The organism is Rhodoluna sp. (assembly GCF_044239955.1).
GTDB lineage: Bacteria > Actinomycetota > Actinomycetes > Actinomycetales > Microbacteriaceae > Rhodoluna.
Genome location: NZ_JBIIAL010000003.1, coordinates 1 through 16,796 on the forward strand (window position 1 = coordinate 1; position 16,796 = coordinate 16,796).

General features: G+C 48.2%; 19 protein-coding genes and 1 tRNA gene. 6 read left to right on the forward strand and 14 right to left on the reverse strand.

Annotated features, from left to right (window positions below; translation table 11 throughout):
- Positions 1–415 precede the first annotated feature (415 nt).
- From AC9UFE_RS02045 to AC9UFE_RS02065, 5 genes are all read right to left on the reverse strand, one after another.
- The gene (locus tag AC9UFE_RS02045) at positions 416–868 is read right to left on the reverse strand and encodes a hypothetical protein (protein WP_509545316.1); all 453 of its coding nucleotides are present in this window, start codon (positions 866–868) and stop codon (positions 416–418) included.
- A gap of 54 nt (positions 869–922) precedes the next feature.
- Positions 923–1,288, reverse strand: coding sequence for a hypothetical protein (locus AC9UFE_RS02050; RefSeq protein ID WP_509545317.1), 366 nt, complete (start codon positions 1,286–1,288; stop codon positions 923–925).
- A gap of 136 nt (positions 1,289–1,424) precedes the next feature.
- The gene (locus AC9UFE_RS02055; RefSeq protein ID WP_509545319.1) at positions 1,425–1,898 is read right to left on the reverse strand and encodes a hypothetical protein; all 474 of its coding nucleotides are present in this window, start codon (positions 1,896–1,898) and stop codon (positions 1,425–1,427) included.
- Positions 1,899–2,382: 484 nt separating this feature from the next.
- Positions 2,383–2,622: a hypothetical protein gene (locus AC9UFE_RS02060; protein ID WP_509545321.1), complete on the reverse strand. Its 240-nt coding sequence runs from the start codon at positions 2,620–2,622 to the stop codon at positions 2,383–2,385.
- A gap of 532 nt (positions 2,623–3,154) precedes the next feature.
- Positions 3,155–3,227 (reverse strand) — tRNA-Lys (locus AC9UFE_RS02065).
- A 144-nt stretch (positions 3,228–3,371) separates the two neighbouring features.
- Between AC9UFE_RS02065 and AC9UFE_RS02070 the strand changes: the two genes are divergently transcribed.
- The gene (locus AC9UFE_RS02070) at positions 3,372–4,058 is read left to right on the forward strand and encodes a hypothetical protein (protein WP_509545322.1); all 687 of its coding nucleotides are present in this window, start codon (positions 3,372–3,374) and stop codon (positions 4,056–4,058) included.
- A 29-nt stretch (positions 4,059–4,087) separates the two neighbouring features.
- On the opposite strand, the gene AC9UFE_RS02075 is transcribed toward AC9UFE_RS02070, so the two are convergent.
- Together AC9UFE_RS02075 and AC9UFE_RS02080 are read right to left on the reverse strand one after the other, a co-directional pair.
- Positions 4,088–5,554 carry a phytoene desaturase family protein gene (locus AC9UFE_RS02075; protein WP_509545323.1) on the reverse strand — a complete coding sequence of 489 codons (1,467 nt, stop codon included), beginning with the start codon at positions 5,552–5,554 and terminating at the stop codon, positions 4,088–4,090.
- On the reverse strand, positions 5,551–6,381 hold the full coding sequence (locus AC9UFE_RS02080) for a UbiA family prenyltransferase (RefSeq protein WP_509545324.1): 831 nt from the start codon (positions 6,379–6,381) through the stop codon (positions 5,551–5,553). The genes AC9UFE_RS02075 and AC9UFE_RS02080 overlap by 4 nt, the downstream gene beginning before the upstream one ends.
- Before the next feature lie 100 nt (positions 6,382–6,481).
- Between AC9UFE_RS02080 and bcp the strand changes: the two genes are divergently transcribed.
- The gene (gene bcp / locus AC9UFE_RS02085) at positions 6,482–6,955 is read left to right on the forward strand and encodes a thioredoxin-dependent thiol peroxidase (protein ID WP_509545326.1); all 474 of its coding nucleotides are present in this window, start codon (positions 6,482–6,484) and stop codon (positions 6,953–6,955) included.
- 10 nt (positions 6,956–6,965) lie between these two features.
- On the opposite strand, the gene AC9UFE_RS02090 is transcribed toward bcp, so the two are convergent.
- Positions 6,966–7,379 (reverse strand): hypothetical protein, encoded by a 414-nt coding sequence (locus AC9UFE_RS02090; RefSeq protein ID WP_509545327.1) that lies wholly within the window; start codon positions 7,377–7,379, stop codon positions 6,966–6,968.
- 177 nt (positions 7,380–7,556) lie between these two features.
- Here AC9UFE_RS02090 and AC9UFE_RS02095 point away from each other — a divergent pair, with 177 nt between their 5' ends.
- On the forward strand, positions 7,557–7,805 hold the full coding sequence (locus AC9UFE_RS02095) for a WhiB family transcriptional regulator (protein WP_509545421.1): 249 nt from the start codon (positions 7,557–7,559) through the stop codon (positions 7,803–7,805).
- Here AC9UFE_RS02095 and AC9UFE_RS02100 read toward each other — a convergent pair.
- Genes AC9UFE_RS02100 through AC9UFE_RS02115 form a run of 4 tightly spaced genes read right to left on the reverse strand, consistent with a single transcriptional unit; the run spans position 7,802 to position 11,222 of the window.
- The gene (locus AC9UFE_RS02100) at positions 7,802–9,271 is read right to left on the reverse strand and encodes a sensor histidine kinase (RefSeq protein ID WP_509545328.1); all 1,470 of its coding nucleotides are present in this window, start codon (positions 9,269–9,271) and stop codon (positions 7,802–7,804) included. The genes AC9UFE_RS02095 and AC9UFE_RS02100 overlap by 4 nt on opposite strands.
- Positions 9,272–10,114, reverse strand: coding sequence for a CpaE/TadZ family protein (locus tag AC9UFE_RS02105; RefSeq protein WP_509545329.1), 843 nt, complete (start codon positions 10,112–10,114; stop codon positions 9,272–9,274).
- Complete coding sequence (locus AC9UFE_RS02110) at positions 10,114–10,689, reverse strand: hypothetical protein (protein WP_509545330.1); 576 nt, start codon at positions 10,687–10,689, stop codon at positions 10,114–10,116. Before AC9UFE_RS02110 ends, AC9UFE_RS02105 begins: the two co-directional genes overlap by 1 nt.
- 59 nt (positions 10,690–10,748) lie before the next feature.
- Positions 10,749–11,222: a hypothetical protein gene (locus AC9UFE_RS02115; protein ID WP_509545331.1), complete on the reverse strand. Its 474-nt coding sequence runs from the start codon at positions 11,220–11,222 to the stop codon at positions 10,749–10,751.
- A gap of 113 nt (positions 11,223–11,335) precedes the next feature.
- On the opposite strand from AC9UFE_RS02115, the gene AC9UFE_RS02120 reads away from it, so the two are divergent.
- From AC9UFE_RS02120 to AC9UFE_RS02130, 3 genes are all read left to right on the forward strand, one after another.
- Positions 11,336–11,776: an Rv3235 family protein gene (locus AC9UFE_RS02120; protein WP_509545332.1), complete on the forward strand. Its 441-nt coding sequence runs from the start codon at positions 11,336–11,338 to the stop codon at positions 11,774–11,776.
- Between the two features lie 168 nt (positions 11,777–11,944).
- Positions 11,945–12,367 carry a hypothetical protein gene (locus tag AC9UFE_RS02125; RefSeq protein WP_509545333.1) on the forward strand — a complete coding sequence of 141 codons (423 nt, stop codon included), beginning with the start codon at positions 11,945–11,947 and terminating at the stop codon, positions 12,365–12,367.
- Between the two features lie 44 nt (positions 12,368–12,411).
- On the forward strand, positions 12,412–13,302 hold the full coding sequence (locus AC9UFE_RS02130; protein ID WP_509545334.1) for a hypothetical protein: 891 nt from the start codon (positions 12,412–12,414) through the stop codon (positions 13,300–13,302).
- A 126-nt stretch (positions 13,303–13,428) separates the two neighbouring features.
- Here the strand turns inward: AC9UFE_RS02130 and secA are convergent, their stop codons facing one another.
- Together secA and AC9UFE_RS02140 are read right to left on the reverse strand one after the other, a co-directional pair.
- A complete protein-coding gene (gene secA / locus AC9UFE_RS02135) occupies positions 13,429–16,110 on the reverse strand; it encodes a preprotein translocase subunit SecA (protein WP_509545335.1) in 2,682 nt (893 codons plus the stop codon).
- A 77-nt stretch (positions 16,111–16,187) separates the two neighbouring features.
- Positions 16,188–16,721, reverse strand: a complete 534-nt coding sequence (locus tag AC9UFE_RS02140; protein WP_509545336.1) for a ComF family protein — start codon at positions 16,719–16,721, stop codon at positions 16,188–16,190.
- Between the last annotated feature and the right edge of the window lie 75 nt (positions 16,722–16,796).

Consider the following 16,796-nt stretch of genomic DNA (forward strand, 5'->3'; position numbering starts at 1 on the left):
GCACGAGCTTGCAGCAAGCTACCGCAAGCAAGCGTGGGACTTATCCGCAGCTTTTGCAAAGCAGGTTCTGGCCTTCCATAGCCGGTAGCCCAGGATTCGTTGCACTGGATTCCGTATGAACAGAAAAGCTCCAGTTAATGAGAAAATCCAGCTCTCGTGAGAAGTAGCTGGATTTTCCGTGCACCCCCCGGGACTTGAACCCGGAACCCACTGATTAAGAGTCATGTCTGCCGAAAATCAGTATTTCTTACTTAAATATTACTCAGTGAGTCTGACATGTTGGTTGCCAGATTCAGAATCCCCAGCTTTTATTAGATGTCCATTCAGTTCTAGAGCTGACCACCAAAATCCATATTTTTGAAACCACCCGTTGTTCGCAATTGATCTCAAGGAGAACTCTCTCGGGTAATCCTATCTAGCAGTCTGGAAAGGTAGTGACTTGGGTTTGTGCGAGATTGGCCAGTTCATTAATGGTTTCAAGATCGTCAGAAGTTAGCATCCAGTTGTTGCTCTTGATAAATTTAAAATCTGTTGCAGTTCCGTTGCAGCTGAAGTTAGTGCCCTTCGCAGCCTCGTCTGTTCCACTGGCGTTTTCAAAAATAAATACTCCAATCTCTCCAGTATTTGGTGTGGGGTAACACCAGCTCATCGAATTCAAGCCATACAACTCGGAATCTTCTTGAAAGTCCCCGCTGGGCCTTTCTTCAAAGATGTCGCACTCAAATCCTTCGCTCGAAAGAGCAGCCAGCAGGGCGTCTGCAGAAGCAAAATCTCGATTGATTCCATCCTGAGGGCCACATCCCGTTAGCGACGCAGCCAGAATTGCAGTCAGTGATAATGACAAAATAGTTTTTGATGCTGTATTCAATGTGTCCCCCTTTTAAAGAATTTAATGAAAGTTGTAATTCTTTTGAGATTCAGCTTACGGCCATCTCTCTTCGATGCTATGCATGAAATCTACACAACCCTGAACCCATGCATCCCGGGCGGAACCGGCTGGAAATTCATCCTCGAAGTTGGACTCCACAACCGTTCTGCATCCAGACTCGAAAGTGCCATACAGCTCTTTCATGACGGTAGCCGCTTCGACATGTCCTTCTTCTCGAGAGTTTGCCGATCCTGAAGCTTCTGCTTCTTCTGCTAATTGAAAGGCCAGAGACCCTGCCCACATGAATCCAGATTCATAGTCAATTCGGTTAGGTGATTCGGAATCGCTGTAATCAGATGAACACCCACTCAGCGAAAGGCTTAGAGATGCGGAAACTAATAAAACTGTTGTTTTCTTCAAACTTCCCCCTTGGAATCATTAATCATTGTACAGACGATGCCAAAAGTGCCTTCTTGTTGAAAGTGATGTCTGACGAAAATCAATATTTCTTGGCGCAGTGAGACTGGCAATTCAGCTTTACCCTAGGGCAAAAATTTTAGAATGCGAAATCTCTAATGTAAAATTGGGAATCCCACCACTGAACATCTAGTCCTGGGCAGAGCGCCTTTGCCTGATCTACTGCCTCTTCTTTCTTTGAATCCTCAACAAAGTCTTGAATTTTTACCGCATCATTTGTTTGGGATTCTGGATCATAAGTTATTACTCTCCCAAGGGCTGGTGGCTCGTACAAGTTTTGGGAGTATTCGATTCGTCGTAATTCCATTAGAGCGTTAAAGCTGGGTTCATCAGCGTTCGATAGCTTTGTCCACAACCCCTGTTCAAGGTATTCGTAGAACTCGTAAGTATTCCAACTATTTTGAACGTGCAGCATGTTTGGGTCTGATTCAAAAAAGCTCTCGAGTGTTGAGCAATTAACAGATCTAGCACTCAAATCTTCACCCTCCGCTGAGCAGCCCGACACGATTAGGACAACCCCAAGTGTTATGGCAGCAATACCAAGTCTTTTCATTATTCCCCCTAAATTGAGATTCCAATTGACTTAAATTTTAGTGAAAAAAGACATTTTTCTCAGAAGAACACCGACTCATTAAGAGTCATGTCTGCCGAAAATCAGTATTTCTTACTTATATACTACTCAGTGAGTCTGACATTCTCTGTGCATCTGTTTCAAAGTCCCTAGTGGGTAGAAGCTAATCGGGAGGTTTGAGAAGTTGACTGCCCAGACCCAAATGTTTTGACACTCTCGAGTCTGAGCCTCAAATCACAAAAGAACTCTCTTGGGCAAAGGTATCTAGCAGTTAGGAACAGCTACCACTTGGGTTTGTGCGAGATTGGCAAGCTCCACTACCTGCTCTATATCACTAGAAGTTAAAAGCCAATTACCTTCCTGAATAAACATCTCATCTAGCCCAGAAGCATTGCATGATGCAGTGCGGGACCTGGCAGATTCCTCCGCTCCACTGGAACTCTCGAATATATGGATGCCAATTTCTCTAAAAGTTATCTGCGGGGTAGCACCAGCTAAGGGACCTGTATCCAAAAGATTGCGACTCTTCCGGTAAGTCCGAAATAGGCCTCTCTTCAAAGATGCTGCACTCAAAACCCTCGCTTGAGAGAGCAGCAATCAAGTCATCTGCAGAAGCAAAATCTCGATTGAGTCCATCCTGAGGGCCACATCCAGAAAGACCCAAAATTACCAAAGCCGAAGCCAATAACCCTATGATTTTTTTCAATTTTCCCCTAATTTCAATTTTCTCAATTCTAGTGGCTGACGGTTAAGTTCTAAGTCACTGATTCCGTATCAATCAGATGGTCTGACAATTATTGCCTTGAAAGATATGTTGGCCTCAGGATGTTTTCTTACGAAATTTGCTCATAATTTTTCCAGCTATAGCCCTTGATGACGACTCCCTCAAAGTCAGTTGATTTCAGTTCTTTAGTGGATAGTTTTTCCCCGAAGGATCCATGGCGAACCCCCCTTAGAACTTGGAGAAAGTACTTCCTAGATTGCAAGTATTCATTGATCTTTAATTCAAGGGATTCACTCACTTAGCGGCCACGAGTCCTTTTTGCACCAGAATCCTTGCAGGTCTCACTTGAACTCCCCCTGCTTTGGAATTTTGCAATCTAGGAAAACTATAGGTTCTAGAGGCGACATTGATCTCCAATTTTAGGTCACTACTGAAATTGGAGACCAGATCTATAGGTGGGAAGGCCCGATATGTAAGAAAATCCAGCTCTCGTGAGAAGTAGCTGGATTTTCCGTGCACCCCCCGGGACTTGAACCCGGAACCCACTGATTAAGAGTCAGTTGCTCTGCCGATTGAGCTAGAGGTGCTTGTTTGTGACCTAAGTGGCAACAGTTCTAAACAATACCACTTGCGCTAAATGGTTCAAAACCTAGCGAAGGTGTGGTTAGGGGGAGGTAATGGCGCTGGACATTCAAGAAAACTGGGCTTCAGGAAAGACTTAGACTTAACTCATGAAGACACTCAAATCCAACCAAAACACCATTCTTACTGTTGCTCTAGTTGCACTTGCCGTAGCTTTTGGAGGTTGGGGTTACTCATTAGGCGAGCCAGCTTCCTCACATACCAACCTCACTGAAGAAGTGGTGGTGTTGGGGATCTTGGGTGCAATAGTGCTTTCCTTGCTGGTGGGTCTTGGAATCAAAGGCAAGCCAACTGCGCTGATCAACCTCAATAGATTGCTTGCTTGGCCGATGGCCTTTGGATATATCTTTGTGCACTTCGCCTATCACATGGAGCATGGTCAAGCAGGCGGGCTTATGGCGCTAGATATTGTCCCTAGGGTGTTTTTCCTAGTTTCATTTGTTTGGATTGCCTTCCACGCTGGTGTTGCATATAAAACCTATGGGGCTCCTTGGAAGCTAAAACTAAGAACAGCTAACGACTACTACATTGCCTCCGCGTGGCTAGTGCTAGTAATCACCATTCCAGTTTTCTCGATACCAGCACTTGGTGCCATGCCAATCGCAATGGCGTTGGCCTGGGTGGTTTTTGCACCCCATCTATCAGTAAACGTTTTTCACATGTCCAAACGAGTTCCAATTTCCAGTATCTCTGAGGGCGTTGGTCCCTGGGTAGTAAGCGGTGTCTATTTGATTGCGATCGTAAGCTCCGCAATCAATAGCTTTCCAAAGAGCTAGAATTCACTAGCTCGCTAGATAGAACTAGCTCAGGATGCTTGGTTTAGAAGAAGTGAGTCAAGATCTGTTGATTCGTTACCGATGCGCTTTAGAAGCTTCTCGGTAGCAATTAGTGATCCACCAAGTACGGCAGGGATACCTCCGCCGGGGTGAGTTGATGCCCCCACTCGCCAAAGCCATGGTCGAAGAATCGATGCATGCTTGGGTTGGTGTAGCGGTCCTGACTGCCAAATCTTTCTTGCTTCACCGTATAGCGCTCCCCCGGTTGCTCCCCAACCAGAGAAGTACTCAGGATCTAAAATCTGGAATTCACCAAAAAACTCTTTGATGTTCTTTGGTAATCCCATAACTTTGCTTACGCGCTCTAGCTCTCGCATAGCGAATTCACTATCTATTCCGTAGTGCTTGCCATCGGCTGGAGCGGTAATCAAGACAGCCACCGTTGATTTCTTGTTGGGGTAGATGTGCCCGGCCTTGTAGTAATTCACAAAGACCATGGATTGCTCAGGTAGTTCTTTGTTGCCCAGAGACTTATGGAGCTTGGCTGGGTCATCGGGCATGATCACCGAGTGGGTCTTGGTTTGCTCCGGAAGGTCTTGATCTAGCACGGCATAGATCGCCACACCGCTGCACGACATCTTGCGGTTTTGTTCCTGGGTTTTCTTGCCAAGTAAACGATCTGTGACTTTAGCGTCCAGGCTGGAAATCACAATATCGGCCTGGTAACTAGCGGAGCTAGTTTTTACCTCTTTCTTGGATATGGAAACCACTTTCTGGTTCAAGATGATCTCCGCTCCGGCGTGACGAGCTAGCTTTTCCAAAGTAAGAGGAATCTCGTTCACGCCGCCCTTTGGAACAAGCACCTGTTGGGTTGCCATTACGGCTGGCATGGTTGCGAACAGTGCAAGTGTGGATTCGGGGGCAACACCTGCATTCAAAGTGTGAATCGAGATGACTTCTTTCAGGCCTTCCGGTAACCACTTCAAGCCATCGAGGTAGCTTTTGGTGGTGAGCCTAAGTCCGTAGTTGGAAACAAGCTTGCTAACAGCGGGCACTGCCTTAGGGCTCATGGAGGTGTTAGTTAGCAGGGTTGTGATCTCTTTATCGAGCTTGCCGTGAACAGCTTCGAACCTAGTCCAGCTATCGTGCCACTTATTGCCTGGTTCAACAGGGAGCAGGCACTTATCCCCTTTATAGAAGTACTCGCCCACCTCCGATAGCGGTTCGAACTCTATTGGAGCTATTTCAGATGCAGGTATAGAGGTATCGCCAAGATTGTCGTACCTGCGAAGAAACTCTTTCCAGACCCCTGGAAAAGTTACCAGCGCAGGACCGGTGTCCATCCGTTGGCCATCAACGATGATTCGCCTCGACTTGCCACCGATCCAATCGGATCCTTCGATGATCTTTACCTTGTGTCCGGCTTTTGCAAGTAGGGCCGCGGTTGCCAGGCCACTGATACCAGCACCGATTACAACAATAGATTTCTGGCTCAAGGGTAAAGACCTAAGACCATGGCAGAAACAAGCTGCACTCCAGCAACCGCTCCTGCAATATATGGGAAGGCAATCGAAAGCCGGTATAGCTTTCGACCGGTTTCAGGAACTGGCTTTCTAAAGATTGCAACAGTTAGGTATCCGGCGATAACGGCGTTGACTATTGCTACCGGGATGTTCACCAGCGCAAACAAGACCGTGGAGATAAGCCACCCGAAACCAACCCAGTAAGCACTGCCTTTGGTGCCAAGCCACACAGCGGTTGTCTTGATGCCAACGAAGCTATCTTGGGGGATGTCTTGCACGGCATCAAAGGTGTGCTTTGCCATGGACCAGACCATAAGGCCGATAGCTGCAAACCAAAGGGGCTCATGTCCAAAAGCCAATGGGATGAAAACTAATGGGAAGGCGTAGTCGGTATTTGATACCGAGTCCCAAACCGGTCTGGCCTTGAACCTAAATGGCGGCGACGAATAGAAGTAGAAAAAGAGTCCATAGGCCAGTATCCAGGCCATTGCGGCCGGCGGCACAGTGAAGGCGAAGTAGATCAAGAATGGAATGTTGGTAACAGCTACCGCCACAAATATTGGCACCACTTCGCGGGAGCTAATCTTGGCGCCTTCCATGCCACCCTTGCGGGCATTTATATTGTCGGTTTCCTGATCAAAGATGTCGTTGATTCCATAAATCAACAGGTTGAAGGGGAAAGTGACCCAAATAAGGAAAGGAATAATGTCCCAGCGCCATAAGTCTCCGCCCAGCCACATGGCAATGACCGAGGTGCCTATGGTGTTGATCCAAAGCACTGGACGAGAGATTTGAATCAACCGCAGCAACATTCTTCAAGCATAATCGCTGGTCACCAAACCCCATTTGGGTGTGGTTTAGACTTTAGTCAAACCCCGAATTCACCCCACTGGAGGATAAATGGCTGAGGCAAAGAGGCTAGAGGTTGGCAACAAGGCCCCTGATTTCACACTCGTCAATCACGACGGAACCAAGGTAAAACTCTCCTCGTTCAAGGGCAAAAAAGTCATTGTTTACTTCTTTCCAGCTGCACTGACACCTGGTTGCACCAAGGAAGCAGAAGACTTTAACGAGAACCTAAAGGCTCTAAACAAAGCCGGCTACGAGGTGCTTGGAGTCTCGCCAGACAGCGTCGAAAAGATGCAGAAGTTCCAGAAGGCTCACAAACTCAAGTTCGCTCTGCTGGCAGATCCTGACCTGACTATTCACAAAAAGTACGGGGCTTATGGAACCAAGAGTATGTATGGCAGGGCTTATGAGGGCGTGCTGCGATCAACTTTTGCAGTGGATGAGACTGGAAAGCTAGAGCTAGCCCTTTATAACGTAAAGGCAACCGGTCACGTCGACAGCCTTCGTAAGCAACTAGATATCTAGAAACTTATATCTAGTTCGGTAGATCGCCTTCTGTTTCCTCATTGGTGGCGGCAACCACTTTTGAATTAAACAAAAGTACAACTGTTATTCCTGAGATTAGAACAAGTATTGCTCCGATTATTCGACTGGTCCCGGTTTCTGCAATTGCACCAGCGCCGACAACAGCTTGAAGTAATTGCCAAAAGAATGCTGCGCTTCTTGCCCAGCGTTTTTTGTTCAATAGGCCTCGAGAAAAAGTCAATACCCAGACCGTCGCACCTGCTGCTAGCACCAGTAGGAAAACTTCTGCGTAAACACTTTGAAATTGACCGGAGAATAATTCAAAAAGTAGTGTGAAAAAAACAGCCGCTAAAACTAAGGCTTCGACAACCAGCATAATAAGCACAATTTGCACCAGGGCTGGGGCCTTGCTAAAGGGTGTCATTTTGGGCTCCAAAGTTGGGTATTTACAAACCGCTACCAGTATGGAACGATTAGATACAGAACACGAGTTACGCACATAAGCGTAAATCACAATTTTCGACCTCACCAACCTAAGTGAGAGTTTGTATTGCCCGTCTTGGCTATGGGGGCCAACTGATAAAGGATTATTCGCATGGATATGCAGTGGCTAAACCAGTCTCGATGCCTAAATGAAGACCCAGAACTGTTTTTTCCAGTTGGAAACACAGGTCCTGCGGTAGATCAGATCGAGCAGGCTAAGGCAGTTTGCCGCCAGTGCACCGTGACAACCGAATGTCTAGAGTACGCAATCAAGGAAAACCAGGACACCGGAGTTTGGGGTGGCTTGAGTGAAGACGAGCGTAAGTCTCTAAAGCGCAAGTACGCCAGGGCTCGTCGCGCTAGCTAAATTGGAATACTTATGGCGACCTTTGTGCCGCCATCTTTGGGTGAAAACCAACTAATCTTTCCCCGCAATTCACCTTCTATAAGGGTCCTTATAATCTGAGTTCCAAGGCCTTTGCCGATGGCACCTTTTTCAAATCCCACCCCGTTATCTTCGACCTCAATAGTCAGCTGCTTGGCTGTTTGCCTAGGAGTTATAAGGATGCTTCCGCCGTGCTCACCCAGTCCGTGACTGGCAGCATTGGTGACAACCTCGGTTAAAGCAACTGCCAGCGGCGTGGCAAATTTGCTGTCCAGCTGGCCAAACTTGCCATCAATTCGAAGCTTGATCTCTCTCGATGAGTCGGTAGCCAGCTCCCCAACTAGTCGCATGCTGGATTCAAATATCTCGTCAAAGTTCACTTCGTCGGAGAATCCTTCAGCCAGTGTGTTGTGCACGAGAGCTATCGCGGAAACCCTTCGGATTGCTTGATCGAGCGCCTCTTTAGCTTCGTCGCTTGTTGTTCTACGCATTTGAATCCGCATCAAACTTGCAACGGTTTGAAGGTTGTTTTTCACACGGTGATGGATTTCCCGAATGGTGGCGTCTTTGGTTAGTAGCTGCTGCTCTTGCCTTCTCAGTTCTGTAATTTCACGACACAGCACGATTGCTCCGGTTCGAGCTCCACTTTTCATAAGTGGAATGGCTCGAACCGATAGTGTCACGTCAGTTGATTCGAGGTCTGCTCGCCAGGGAGCTTTGCCGGTAAGAACCAAAGGTAGAGACTCATCAACTGTGGATTGCTCTTTTACGATCTTTGTCGCAACCTCAGCTAGTGACTTACCTTCGATTTCACCTTCGATGCCTAGGCGGCTAAATGCCGATAATCCGTTAGGGCTAGCGAAGGTAACTTTTCCATCTACATCGAGTCTGAGTAAGCCATCGTTGGCTCTTGGGGCACCACGCCTTCTACCGGTGGGCGATGAGTAGTCGGGGAAGGTTCCTTCGGTAATCATCGTGAGTAATTCTTTGCCACAACTCACGTAGTTGAGCTGTATCTTATTTGGGGTTCTGCTTTCAGAGAGATTAGTGTGCCTAGTGATTACCGCAATTGGGGCATTTGTATCCGCTGCAACCGCGCTTTCTTTTTGCACCGGAATGGCACTAAATCTTGTTGGTAGGCCGGCTACAGTGTCTGCGCTTTTTTGCTCAACTATTTGACCTGATTCGAAGGCTTGCTTGACCGTTGCCAGCCACTCTTTGCGAATGGCTTCACCACTGATGTCCCGATAAAAAACCGTCGCCGCACTCGAGGGTCTAGCGTGACCTGCAGCAACGAAGCTTCCATCTTTAGTGGGGACCCAAAGAACTAGGTCTGCAAACAATAGGTCTGCAACTAATTGCCATTCCGATTGCAATCTGGTTAGCCAGTCGATATTCGCCTTATTCGGAACACCGTAATCGCTGATTAGTTGAGAAAGTGTGGACACCTAACCGAGTTTAGCCACCCTGGAATCAAGAGCGCCCTGCCTACCAAGGATTGAAACCCTGGTAAAGATTCCAACCGCGGAGCGAAAGCTTCCCGATCGAGCGCCAGTTATCATCCCCAGTCTCGTCGCCTGATCAACGGACGCCTGATCGTCAGGCAAGAAAGCTGCTGCCTCGATTTCACTAAGACCTGCAAGGGTCGTCTTGATTTCAGTCTTGGCTTGCGAAATAACTGTATTTCGCAGGCGATTTATCACCAGCATGGGACGCTCGGTCAGTGACAAAAGATTTGTCTCAAACCTGAGCAGCCTAAAGATTCCGATGGGGTCCGCAAGCGCCACCACAACAATTTGGTCACTTGCGCGAACCACCTCCCGGGTTAGGTCAAATTCCTGACTTGGCTTTAGTGGGCCAAGGTCCACAAGCACAAAGTCAAAGCTTGCTTTGGCAATTTCTAGAATTGCAACAATGCTCTGACTCGTCGGCTCCAAACTTTGGTCTGAGATAACGCCAGGGAGCAAAGTGATGGAGCTTTTAGGAATCTGAATACTAAGCCTTTCAAGCTGTGCTTGATCAAAGCGGTTCTGGCTCGCAATACGTATTGGCGCCACCAATCCTGCAGGTAACTCCGATAGGCAGAGGTAGTTGGCGACACTGGGGCCATCGAGGTCCGCGTCAATTATTAGCACTCGAAACTTTTCTGCAGCTAGCTCTAAAGCGATGTTTATCGCAACTGTTGTTTTGCCAGTTGAGCCATGGGGGCTGGTGACTGCAATAATCTGCGGTTCGGGTTTGGTGTTTTGTTTTTTAACGGCTTGGATTGATCGAACAATTGATTCCAGCATTATCTGGATCCCCCAGTTGATGTGAGGGCAATCAAAGACTGACTTGAAATTGCTCCCAGTAGGTACTGAATCGATTCAGTTGGAACCCGAAGTTCTAAAGATTGCTGTTGGCCAGCAAAGCCGCCAACGGGTTCGATAATGGCTACCACCTCGACATCAACTGCCAATAAAACCGGTTCGCCGTAGGTTTGGAACTCAAGCAAGGGAGAGGCCCAGACGCTAACCCGGGAACCAACTCCGACCTGGCTGCTTACCGGCACTTCTGGTGTGAGAACCAAGTTAGACCAGTTGTTTTGATCCCGGGTTGTAATTGCTGAAAGTGGAATAGCTTCTCCAGAGCCAATGGGTCTTTGTAGATATGCGCCTTCCAAAAGGGACTCTGGCTGAAGGTAAGCGCCAGCTAACCCAAAGAGGGAAAGCTCGACCCTGTCGAGATTTGCTATGTCTAAAGGTGCGCCAGAGGCAAGGTCTTGCTGGGTGACAAGAAAGACTTCGGTGGTTCTGTTGCTTTCAATAAAGAGCCAGCCGCCAACTACTGAACTAACCACCACAACAGCGGAAACTGCAATTGACAACGGGCTCCTGGAACCCGACTTGGGTCTAGGGATTTTCATTAGATGTCCTTTCGTTTGGGTTAGCGGGGGGAAATCTCGAGGGAGCTAATTGCCTGGAGGGGTACAAATGCCAGTAGCGCACTATCGGTTGCAACTAGCCCCCTTGTTACACCCAAGACAACCAACCCCACTTTTTTGTGAGGTTCTTTTTGAAACCAGAGGTTGGCTGGAGCGGGAAGCGGAAGTAAGGCAAGCAGCTCACCGGCGCTCTTGCGGGTCCAGATAACCGCGGGTGAGGCTTCTGGATCTTGTCTTTGAAACTTTAGGGCCAAGACATGACTTAGCTGGATTAAGCTCCAGGTCGACTTGTCTTCAAGCAGGCCAAACGCAAACGACCGGCTGATTCTTACCTGTGTCAGCTCGCGAGTAAGGCCATCGGCTAACTCGAGCTGAAGGCAGGTGGCACCTTCTGGGATCAGATCCGACTGTAATTGGCGGGTTTGAAAATGAGGTTCGTGGTTGGTGAGTGTGGTCATGGCAACATCATTTCGCACCGGCCGACATTCCTAAATAGTTATACACAAGTGACTAATGGCAGCTAAAAGCGAAAGGATATTCAATTACCCTGAAGCAACTCAAATTGAGCCTGGCTACTAAAGGGAGTGAAGTGAAGAAACCAGACATGCGAATCGATAGCACTATTCACTCGAGGGGGTATGAGAACCAACGACACCTGGAATTTGGTCCTGATTTACCAAGGACCCAGCCGCTTCGTCGGCCGCAGCTGTTTATCGCGGCAATTGCTACTGCTGTGAACGAAGTGATCTACGGGGTTCGATCGGTAGATCAACTACAAGATGTCCTAAACGAACACGTCTATGAGTCCTTGAAAAGAAGGGCTGTTTCAAGAGCCCAGTACCGCTTGGCGCATGGAAGAAAGGCTCAGATTCAACCAACCGATGTGGTGCGGGTTAGATACCAATACCCAGCAGAGGGTGTCATTGAATCGGTGGTTGTTCTAAGTTCAGGCAGAAGATCGAAGGCAGTTGCTATCCGGCTTGAAGGGACCCATAACATCTGGCGTGCTACGAATATTGGATTTATCTGAGCTTCGCGTACCTCACCTTTTCTTGCGGGGCAGCACTGGGAGTTGTCACTCTCGCACCTCTCTAATAGAGGCAGGCCTAAACCCCAGCAGCATCCTTGATTCGATGAAGGAAATTCGTTTGGATTTGGGTCTATGATAAAACTGTCAATTTTAACTTAGGGGAAGTAAATGCCAGAAAAGTCATCCAAAAGCGATAAATTTTGCCCAGCCTGCGGAAATGGCTTGATAGTCACAGCCGTTATATGCCCAAAGTGTGGATCGCCTGTAGCGGGTGTTGCCACTAAGGGTAGTCGCGAGAAGTCGATAGCGGTTATCATGGCCGTGTTCCTGTCTTCATGGGCGTACCTATATACATACAAATACGATGCCAAGAAATTCTGGATTTCAACAATTGCCGGAACTGCTCCATTGATTATTTCCGTTATCGCCTTTACGGTGTACGAGATCTCATATGACGAGGACGTCTACATACCAGCAGAAGCGATAGGTGAGCTGTTCTCTGTTGTTTGGTTCTTTGCGGCTCTCGCGATATGGATAACTGCGATCGTAGTGACGGCAACGCGGGATGACAGCCAGTACAAGAACTACTAACGGATGCCAGTCAGATTACTTCAATAGATGCAAGGGGGAATTAAATGATTTGTAATAACTGTGGCAGCAAAAGTAAGGCTAGTGCTTTGTTCTGCGTTGGTTGCGGGACATCACTTGCCCTCAAGTCTCAACAAAAATTCAAGGGCGGAGTGGCCGATCCATTATTAATGCCGGCTAGTGCCATGCCACGTAAGTCTCTGAAAACAGGACAGATTATTGCAATCTCCGCCGCAGGCTTCGTTGCTCTTGCTGGGCTTGTCGTGGGGTCAATTTTCCTTCTCTCCAGTCTTTCGGGCGGCGACAGCCAGGTTTCCCAGCAAGATTCTCCAGAGCAGTTCGTTCCTGATGGGGACTATGGCAGTAACGCCTATCTTGACGCTCTTTGGGACAATTGTGCGGACGGTAACTTCGAGGCTTGCGACACACTCTTTATGGATTCTCCAGTGGGCTCGGAATACCAAGACTTTGGCGACTCATGCGGAAATCGAAATGAGCCAGCCGGGTATTGTGTAGACATATACGACTCGTCAAGCGGTTCCTCCTCTGCGGCTTATGGATCGTACGGAAGCGATTCTTACCTTGATGCTCTTTGGGACAATTGTGCGGACGGTAACTTCGAGGCTTGCGACACACTCTTTTTGGATTCTCCCTCTAGCTCGGAATACCAAGACTTTGGCGACTCATGCGGAAATCGAAATGAGCCAGCCGGGTATTGTGTAGACATTTACTCGTCATCTGGAGGTTCTAGCTCCTACGGGAATTATGGATCTGACTCTTATCTGGATTCCCTTTGGGATAGTTGCTCAAATGGCGACTTCAGCGCTTGCGACGACCTGTTCTTAGAATCGCCTTCAGGTTCAGAGTATGAGGAATTTGGAGACACTTGTGGGTACCGAAATGAGCCCTCAGCGTATTGTGTGGACCTTTACAACTAGCTAGGAATCACAAGTTCCTATATTTAGCTCCGCAAAGAAATCAGCAGTGGATATCAGTAAGTCGTTTCGAGTAAGTCAGTAACGTCGCTACGCTAATTTCCGGCGCGCCACCAATATTTGACTTATCTAGCCTTTGAAAAACGAGCTTCCTTTTTCAGGCTTACCTGTTTTTTTCGCCTGAGCTTGCTTTCTAGCTGCTGCACGGTTTAGTGGAGCTCGTTCGATAACTGCTTCCGCGTCCTCTTTTGGAGCGCCCGGTGCGCTGTAGCTCAGGTTGGCCTGGGGCCTAATCTGATCCACAGGTGACTGGTTCACGCTTACTTCAACATTGAATAGGTAAGTTATAACTTCCTCGCGAATCGATCCCATCATCTGCTGGAACATTACGAAGCCTTCGCGCTGGTACTCAACCAGTGGGTCGCGCTGAGCCATGGCGCGAAGTCCAATACCTTCTTTTAGGTAGTCCATCTCGTAAAGGTGATCGCGCCACTTTCTATCAATTACCGATAACACTACGCGCCGCTCTAGCTCGCGCATACCCTGCTCGCCAATTGACTCACTGCGCTTTTGGTAGGCAATCTTGGCGTCGCTAATGATTTCCTTGGCAAGGAAGTTAGAGGTTAGTCTCGATACGCTTCCAGCTTCTGCCAAAACCTCGTCTATCTCAAGCGAGATCGGGTAAACACCCTTTAGGTCTGTCCACAAAGTCTTCAGGCTTTGGGTTACGTCTTCCTTGGTGGCAAGGGCTGATTCAACCAGGTAGGTAATAGTTTCTTCTAAGAACTGGTCAACACGGGTCGCGATCTCATCGCCCTCTAGAATTCTGCGGCGGTCGCCATAAATGGCTTCACGCTGGCGATTCAAAACATCGTCGTATTTCAAAACGTTCTTACGAATCTCTGCGTTTCTTCCCTCAACTTGCGACTGAGCGCTGGCGATAGCTCTTGAAACAACTTTGGATTCGATTGCGGTATCGTCGGGCACACCAGATCGGTTCATCAATGCAGACGCTGCACCGGAATTGAACAGGCGCATCAAGTCATCGGTCAACGAGAGGTAGAACCTGGATTCTCCAACGTCACCTTGTCTACCGGAACGACCACGAAGCTGGTTGTCAATACGTCTGGACTCGTGGCGCTCAGTTCCCAAAACATACAAACCGCCAACAGATAGAACCTTTTCTGCCTCAACCGCTACTTCTTGCTTGATCTTCTCAAACTCAGCTGCCCAGGCAGTTTCATACTCTTCTGGATTTTCTTCAGAATTCAGACCCTTTTTAGCTAGCGCCTCAACAGTAAGGAACTCCGCGTTTCCTCCGAGCATGATGTCAGTTCCACGACCTGCCATGTTGGTGGCAACAGTTACCGAGCCAAATTGACCAGCCATGGCAATGATGGCCGCTTCGCGGGCATTGTTTTTAGCGTTTAGAACTTCGTGCCTTATTCCTCGCTTGGCTAGCAGCACCGAAAGATACTCGCTTTTTTCAACGCTGGTGGTTCCAACCAGTACTGGCTGACCTTTGGCGTGACGGTCGACAATATCTTCGACCACCATGTTGAATTTAACTTCTTCGTTTTTGTAAATAAGATCTGACTGATCTTTTCTGACCATCGGCTTATTGGTTGGAATCGGTATCACGCCGAGTTTGTAGGTAGCCATGAACTCGGCAGCCTCGGTAGCCGCGGTACCTGTCATACCCGCTAGCTTGCTGTAAAGACGGAAGAAGTTTTGAAGCGTTACGGTTGCCAGGGTCTGATTCTCGGCTTTGACCTCAACGCCTTCTTTGGCCTCAATTGCCTGGTGGATACCCTCGTTGTATCTTCTTCCCGACAAGATTCTTCCGGTGTGCTCGTCAACGATTAGCACTTCACCCTTAATAACTACGTAGTCCTTGTCTTTTTTGAAAAGAGCTTTGGCTCTAATTGAGTTATTCAAAAAGGAAATCAATGGGGTGTTAGTGGATTCATATAAATTGTCGATACCAAGGTAGTCCTCAACCTTGGTGATTCCTGGCTCCAAGATTCCAACGGTGCGCTTTTTCTCGTCCACTTCGTAATCAATTACAGGCTGAAGCTTCTGTGCAATTTTGGAAAACTCGGTGAACCAACGATTCGCCTCTCCTGACGAAGGTCCAGAAATAATCAACGGAGTTCTTGCCTCGTCAATCAAGATCGAGTCAACCTCGTCCACCACGGCAAAGAAGTGACCGCGCTGAACTAGATCAGCTTTTTGCCACGCCATGTTATCGCGCAGGTAGTCAAAACCAAACTCGTTGTTGGTTCCATAGGTGATATCTGCTAGATACTGCTCGCGACGAACGGCAGGTTCTTGTCCGGAGATAATGCAACCGGTGGTCATACCAAGAGCCCTAAAGACACGGCTCATTAGCTCACTCTGGTAGCTGGCCAGATAATCGTTTACGGTAACAACGTGAACCCCGCGACCTGCGATTGCGTTTAGGTAAGCCGGCAAAGTTGCAACCAGGGTTTTACCTTCACCGGTTTTCATCTCGGCAATATTGCCAAGGTGTAGAGCTGCTCCACCCATGATCTGAACATCAAATGGTCGCAAACCGATAGTTCTGCTAGCTGCCTCGCGAACGGCAGCGAAAGCCTCTGGCAAGAGATCATCTAGGGTCTCGCCCTTGGCAAAGCGCTCTCGCAGAGAAGCTGTCTCGTGTTTTAGTTCCTCGTCGCTGAGCTGCTGAAAATCTGGCTCTAGGGCGTTGACGGCATTGGTCAGGGACCTAAGTTTTGCCAGGGTCTTACCCTCGCCGGCACGAAGAACTTTGTCAAAAATAGACGCCAAAATGCGCTCCAAATCAATTGGGAAGTAATTACCTTCAATCTTAGAGCCTTGGGTAGGGCCTCGCCCAGGGACGCTAGTTAGCCCTTCGAATAGCTAAGAGCCAGCACTCCTGGCACAGTGGCGCCCCCAATTCTTAGCACTCTGGCTGCTTCTAGAGCGGTTGCACCGGTTGTGACAACGTCATCAAGTAGGTAGCAAATCTTGCCTGCCACCTGCTGATTTAGCCTCATACTCTCTGCAAGATTTGCTAACCGCTCATTGGCAGTTAGCCCCACCTGGTCTTTGACATCGCGAGAAAAGTTCAGAGCGTTGAGAACTTTTAGGCTTGGGTTTCGATTAGAGATTGCTTGAGCAAGTAACAGCGTGGGTGTAAATCCTCTATTTGCAAAGTTTGCAGGTCTACTTGGTGCGGGCACTAGGAACACTGTCGATTCACTGCTTGGAATCTTCTTGAGAATTGGTTCAAGCATGATTGCTAGCTCGGAGACAAGCGCGGACTGCCCCTTTTCTTTTAGTGCCACCAGTAACTTGGAAGTTTCCTCTTTGTAATTGGTGACAGTGAAGACAGCTAACCCTGACAGGTTGAACTCTTTAGGTTCTATCCAAATCAATTCCCGACAGGGATCGCAAAGATTTTTGCCGGAGCTATCACAAATCGCACAGCGGGACGGAAAAATAAGATCAAT

Bases quoted from the DNA above. Each gene is read 5' to 3' on its own strand.
- AC9UFE_RS02095 (WP_509545421.1), top strand. From the start codon at position 7,557: ATGCAGTGGCTAAACCAGTCTCGATGCCTAAATGAAGACCCAGAACTG.
- AC9UFE_RS02070 (WP_509545322.1), top strand. From the start codon at position 3,372: ATGAAGACACTCAAATCCAACCAAAACACCATTCTTACTGTTGCTCTA.
- AC9UFE_RS02125 (WP_509545333.1), top strand. From the start codon at position 11,945: ATGCCAGAAAAGTCATCCAAAAGCGATAAATTTTGCCCAGCCTGCGGA.
- AC9UFE_RS02105 (WP_509545329.1), bottom strand. From the start codon at position 10,114: ATGCTGGAATCAATTGTTCGATCAATCCAAGCCGTTAAAAAACAAAAC.
- AC9UFE_RS02130 (WP_509545334.1), top strand. From the start codon at position 12,412: ATGATTTGTAATAACTGTGGCAGCAAAAGTAAGGCTAGTGCTTTGTTC.
- AC9UFE_RS02090 (WP_509545327.1), bottom strand. From the start codon at position 7,379: ATGACACCCTTTAGCAAGGCCCCAGCCCTGGTGCAAATTGTGCTTATT.
- bcp (WP_509545326.1), top strand. From the start codon at position 6,482: ATGGCTGAGGCAAAGAGGCTAGAGGTTGGCAACAAGGCCCCTGATTTC.
- AC9UFE_RS02055 (WP_509545319.1), bottom strand. From the start codon at position 1,898: ATGAAAAGACTTGGTATTGCTGCCATAACACTTGGGGTTGTCCTAATC.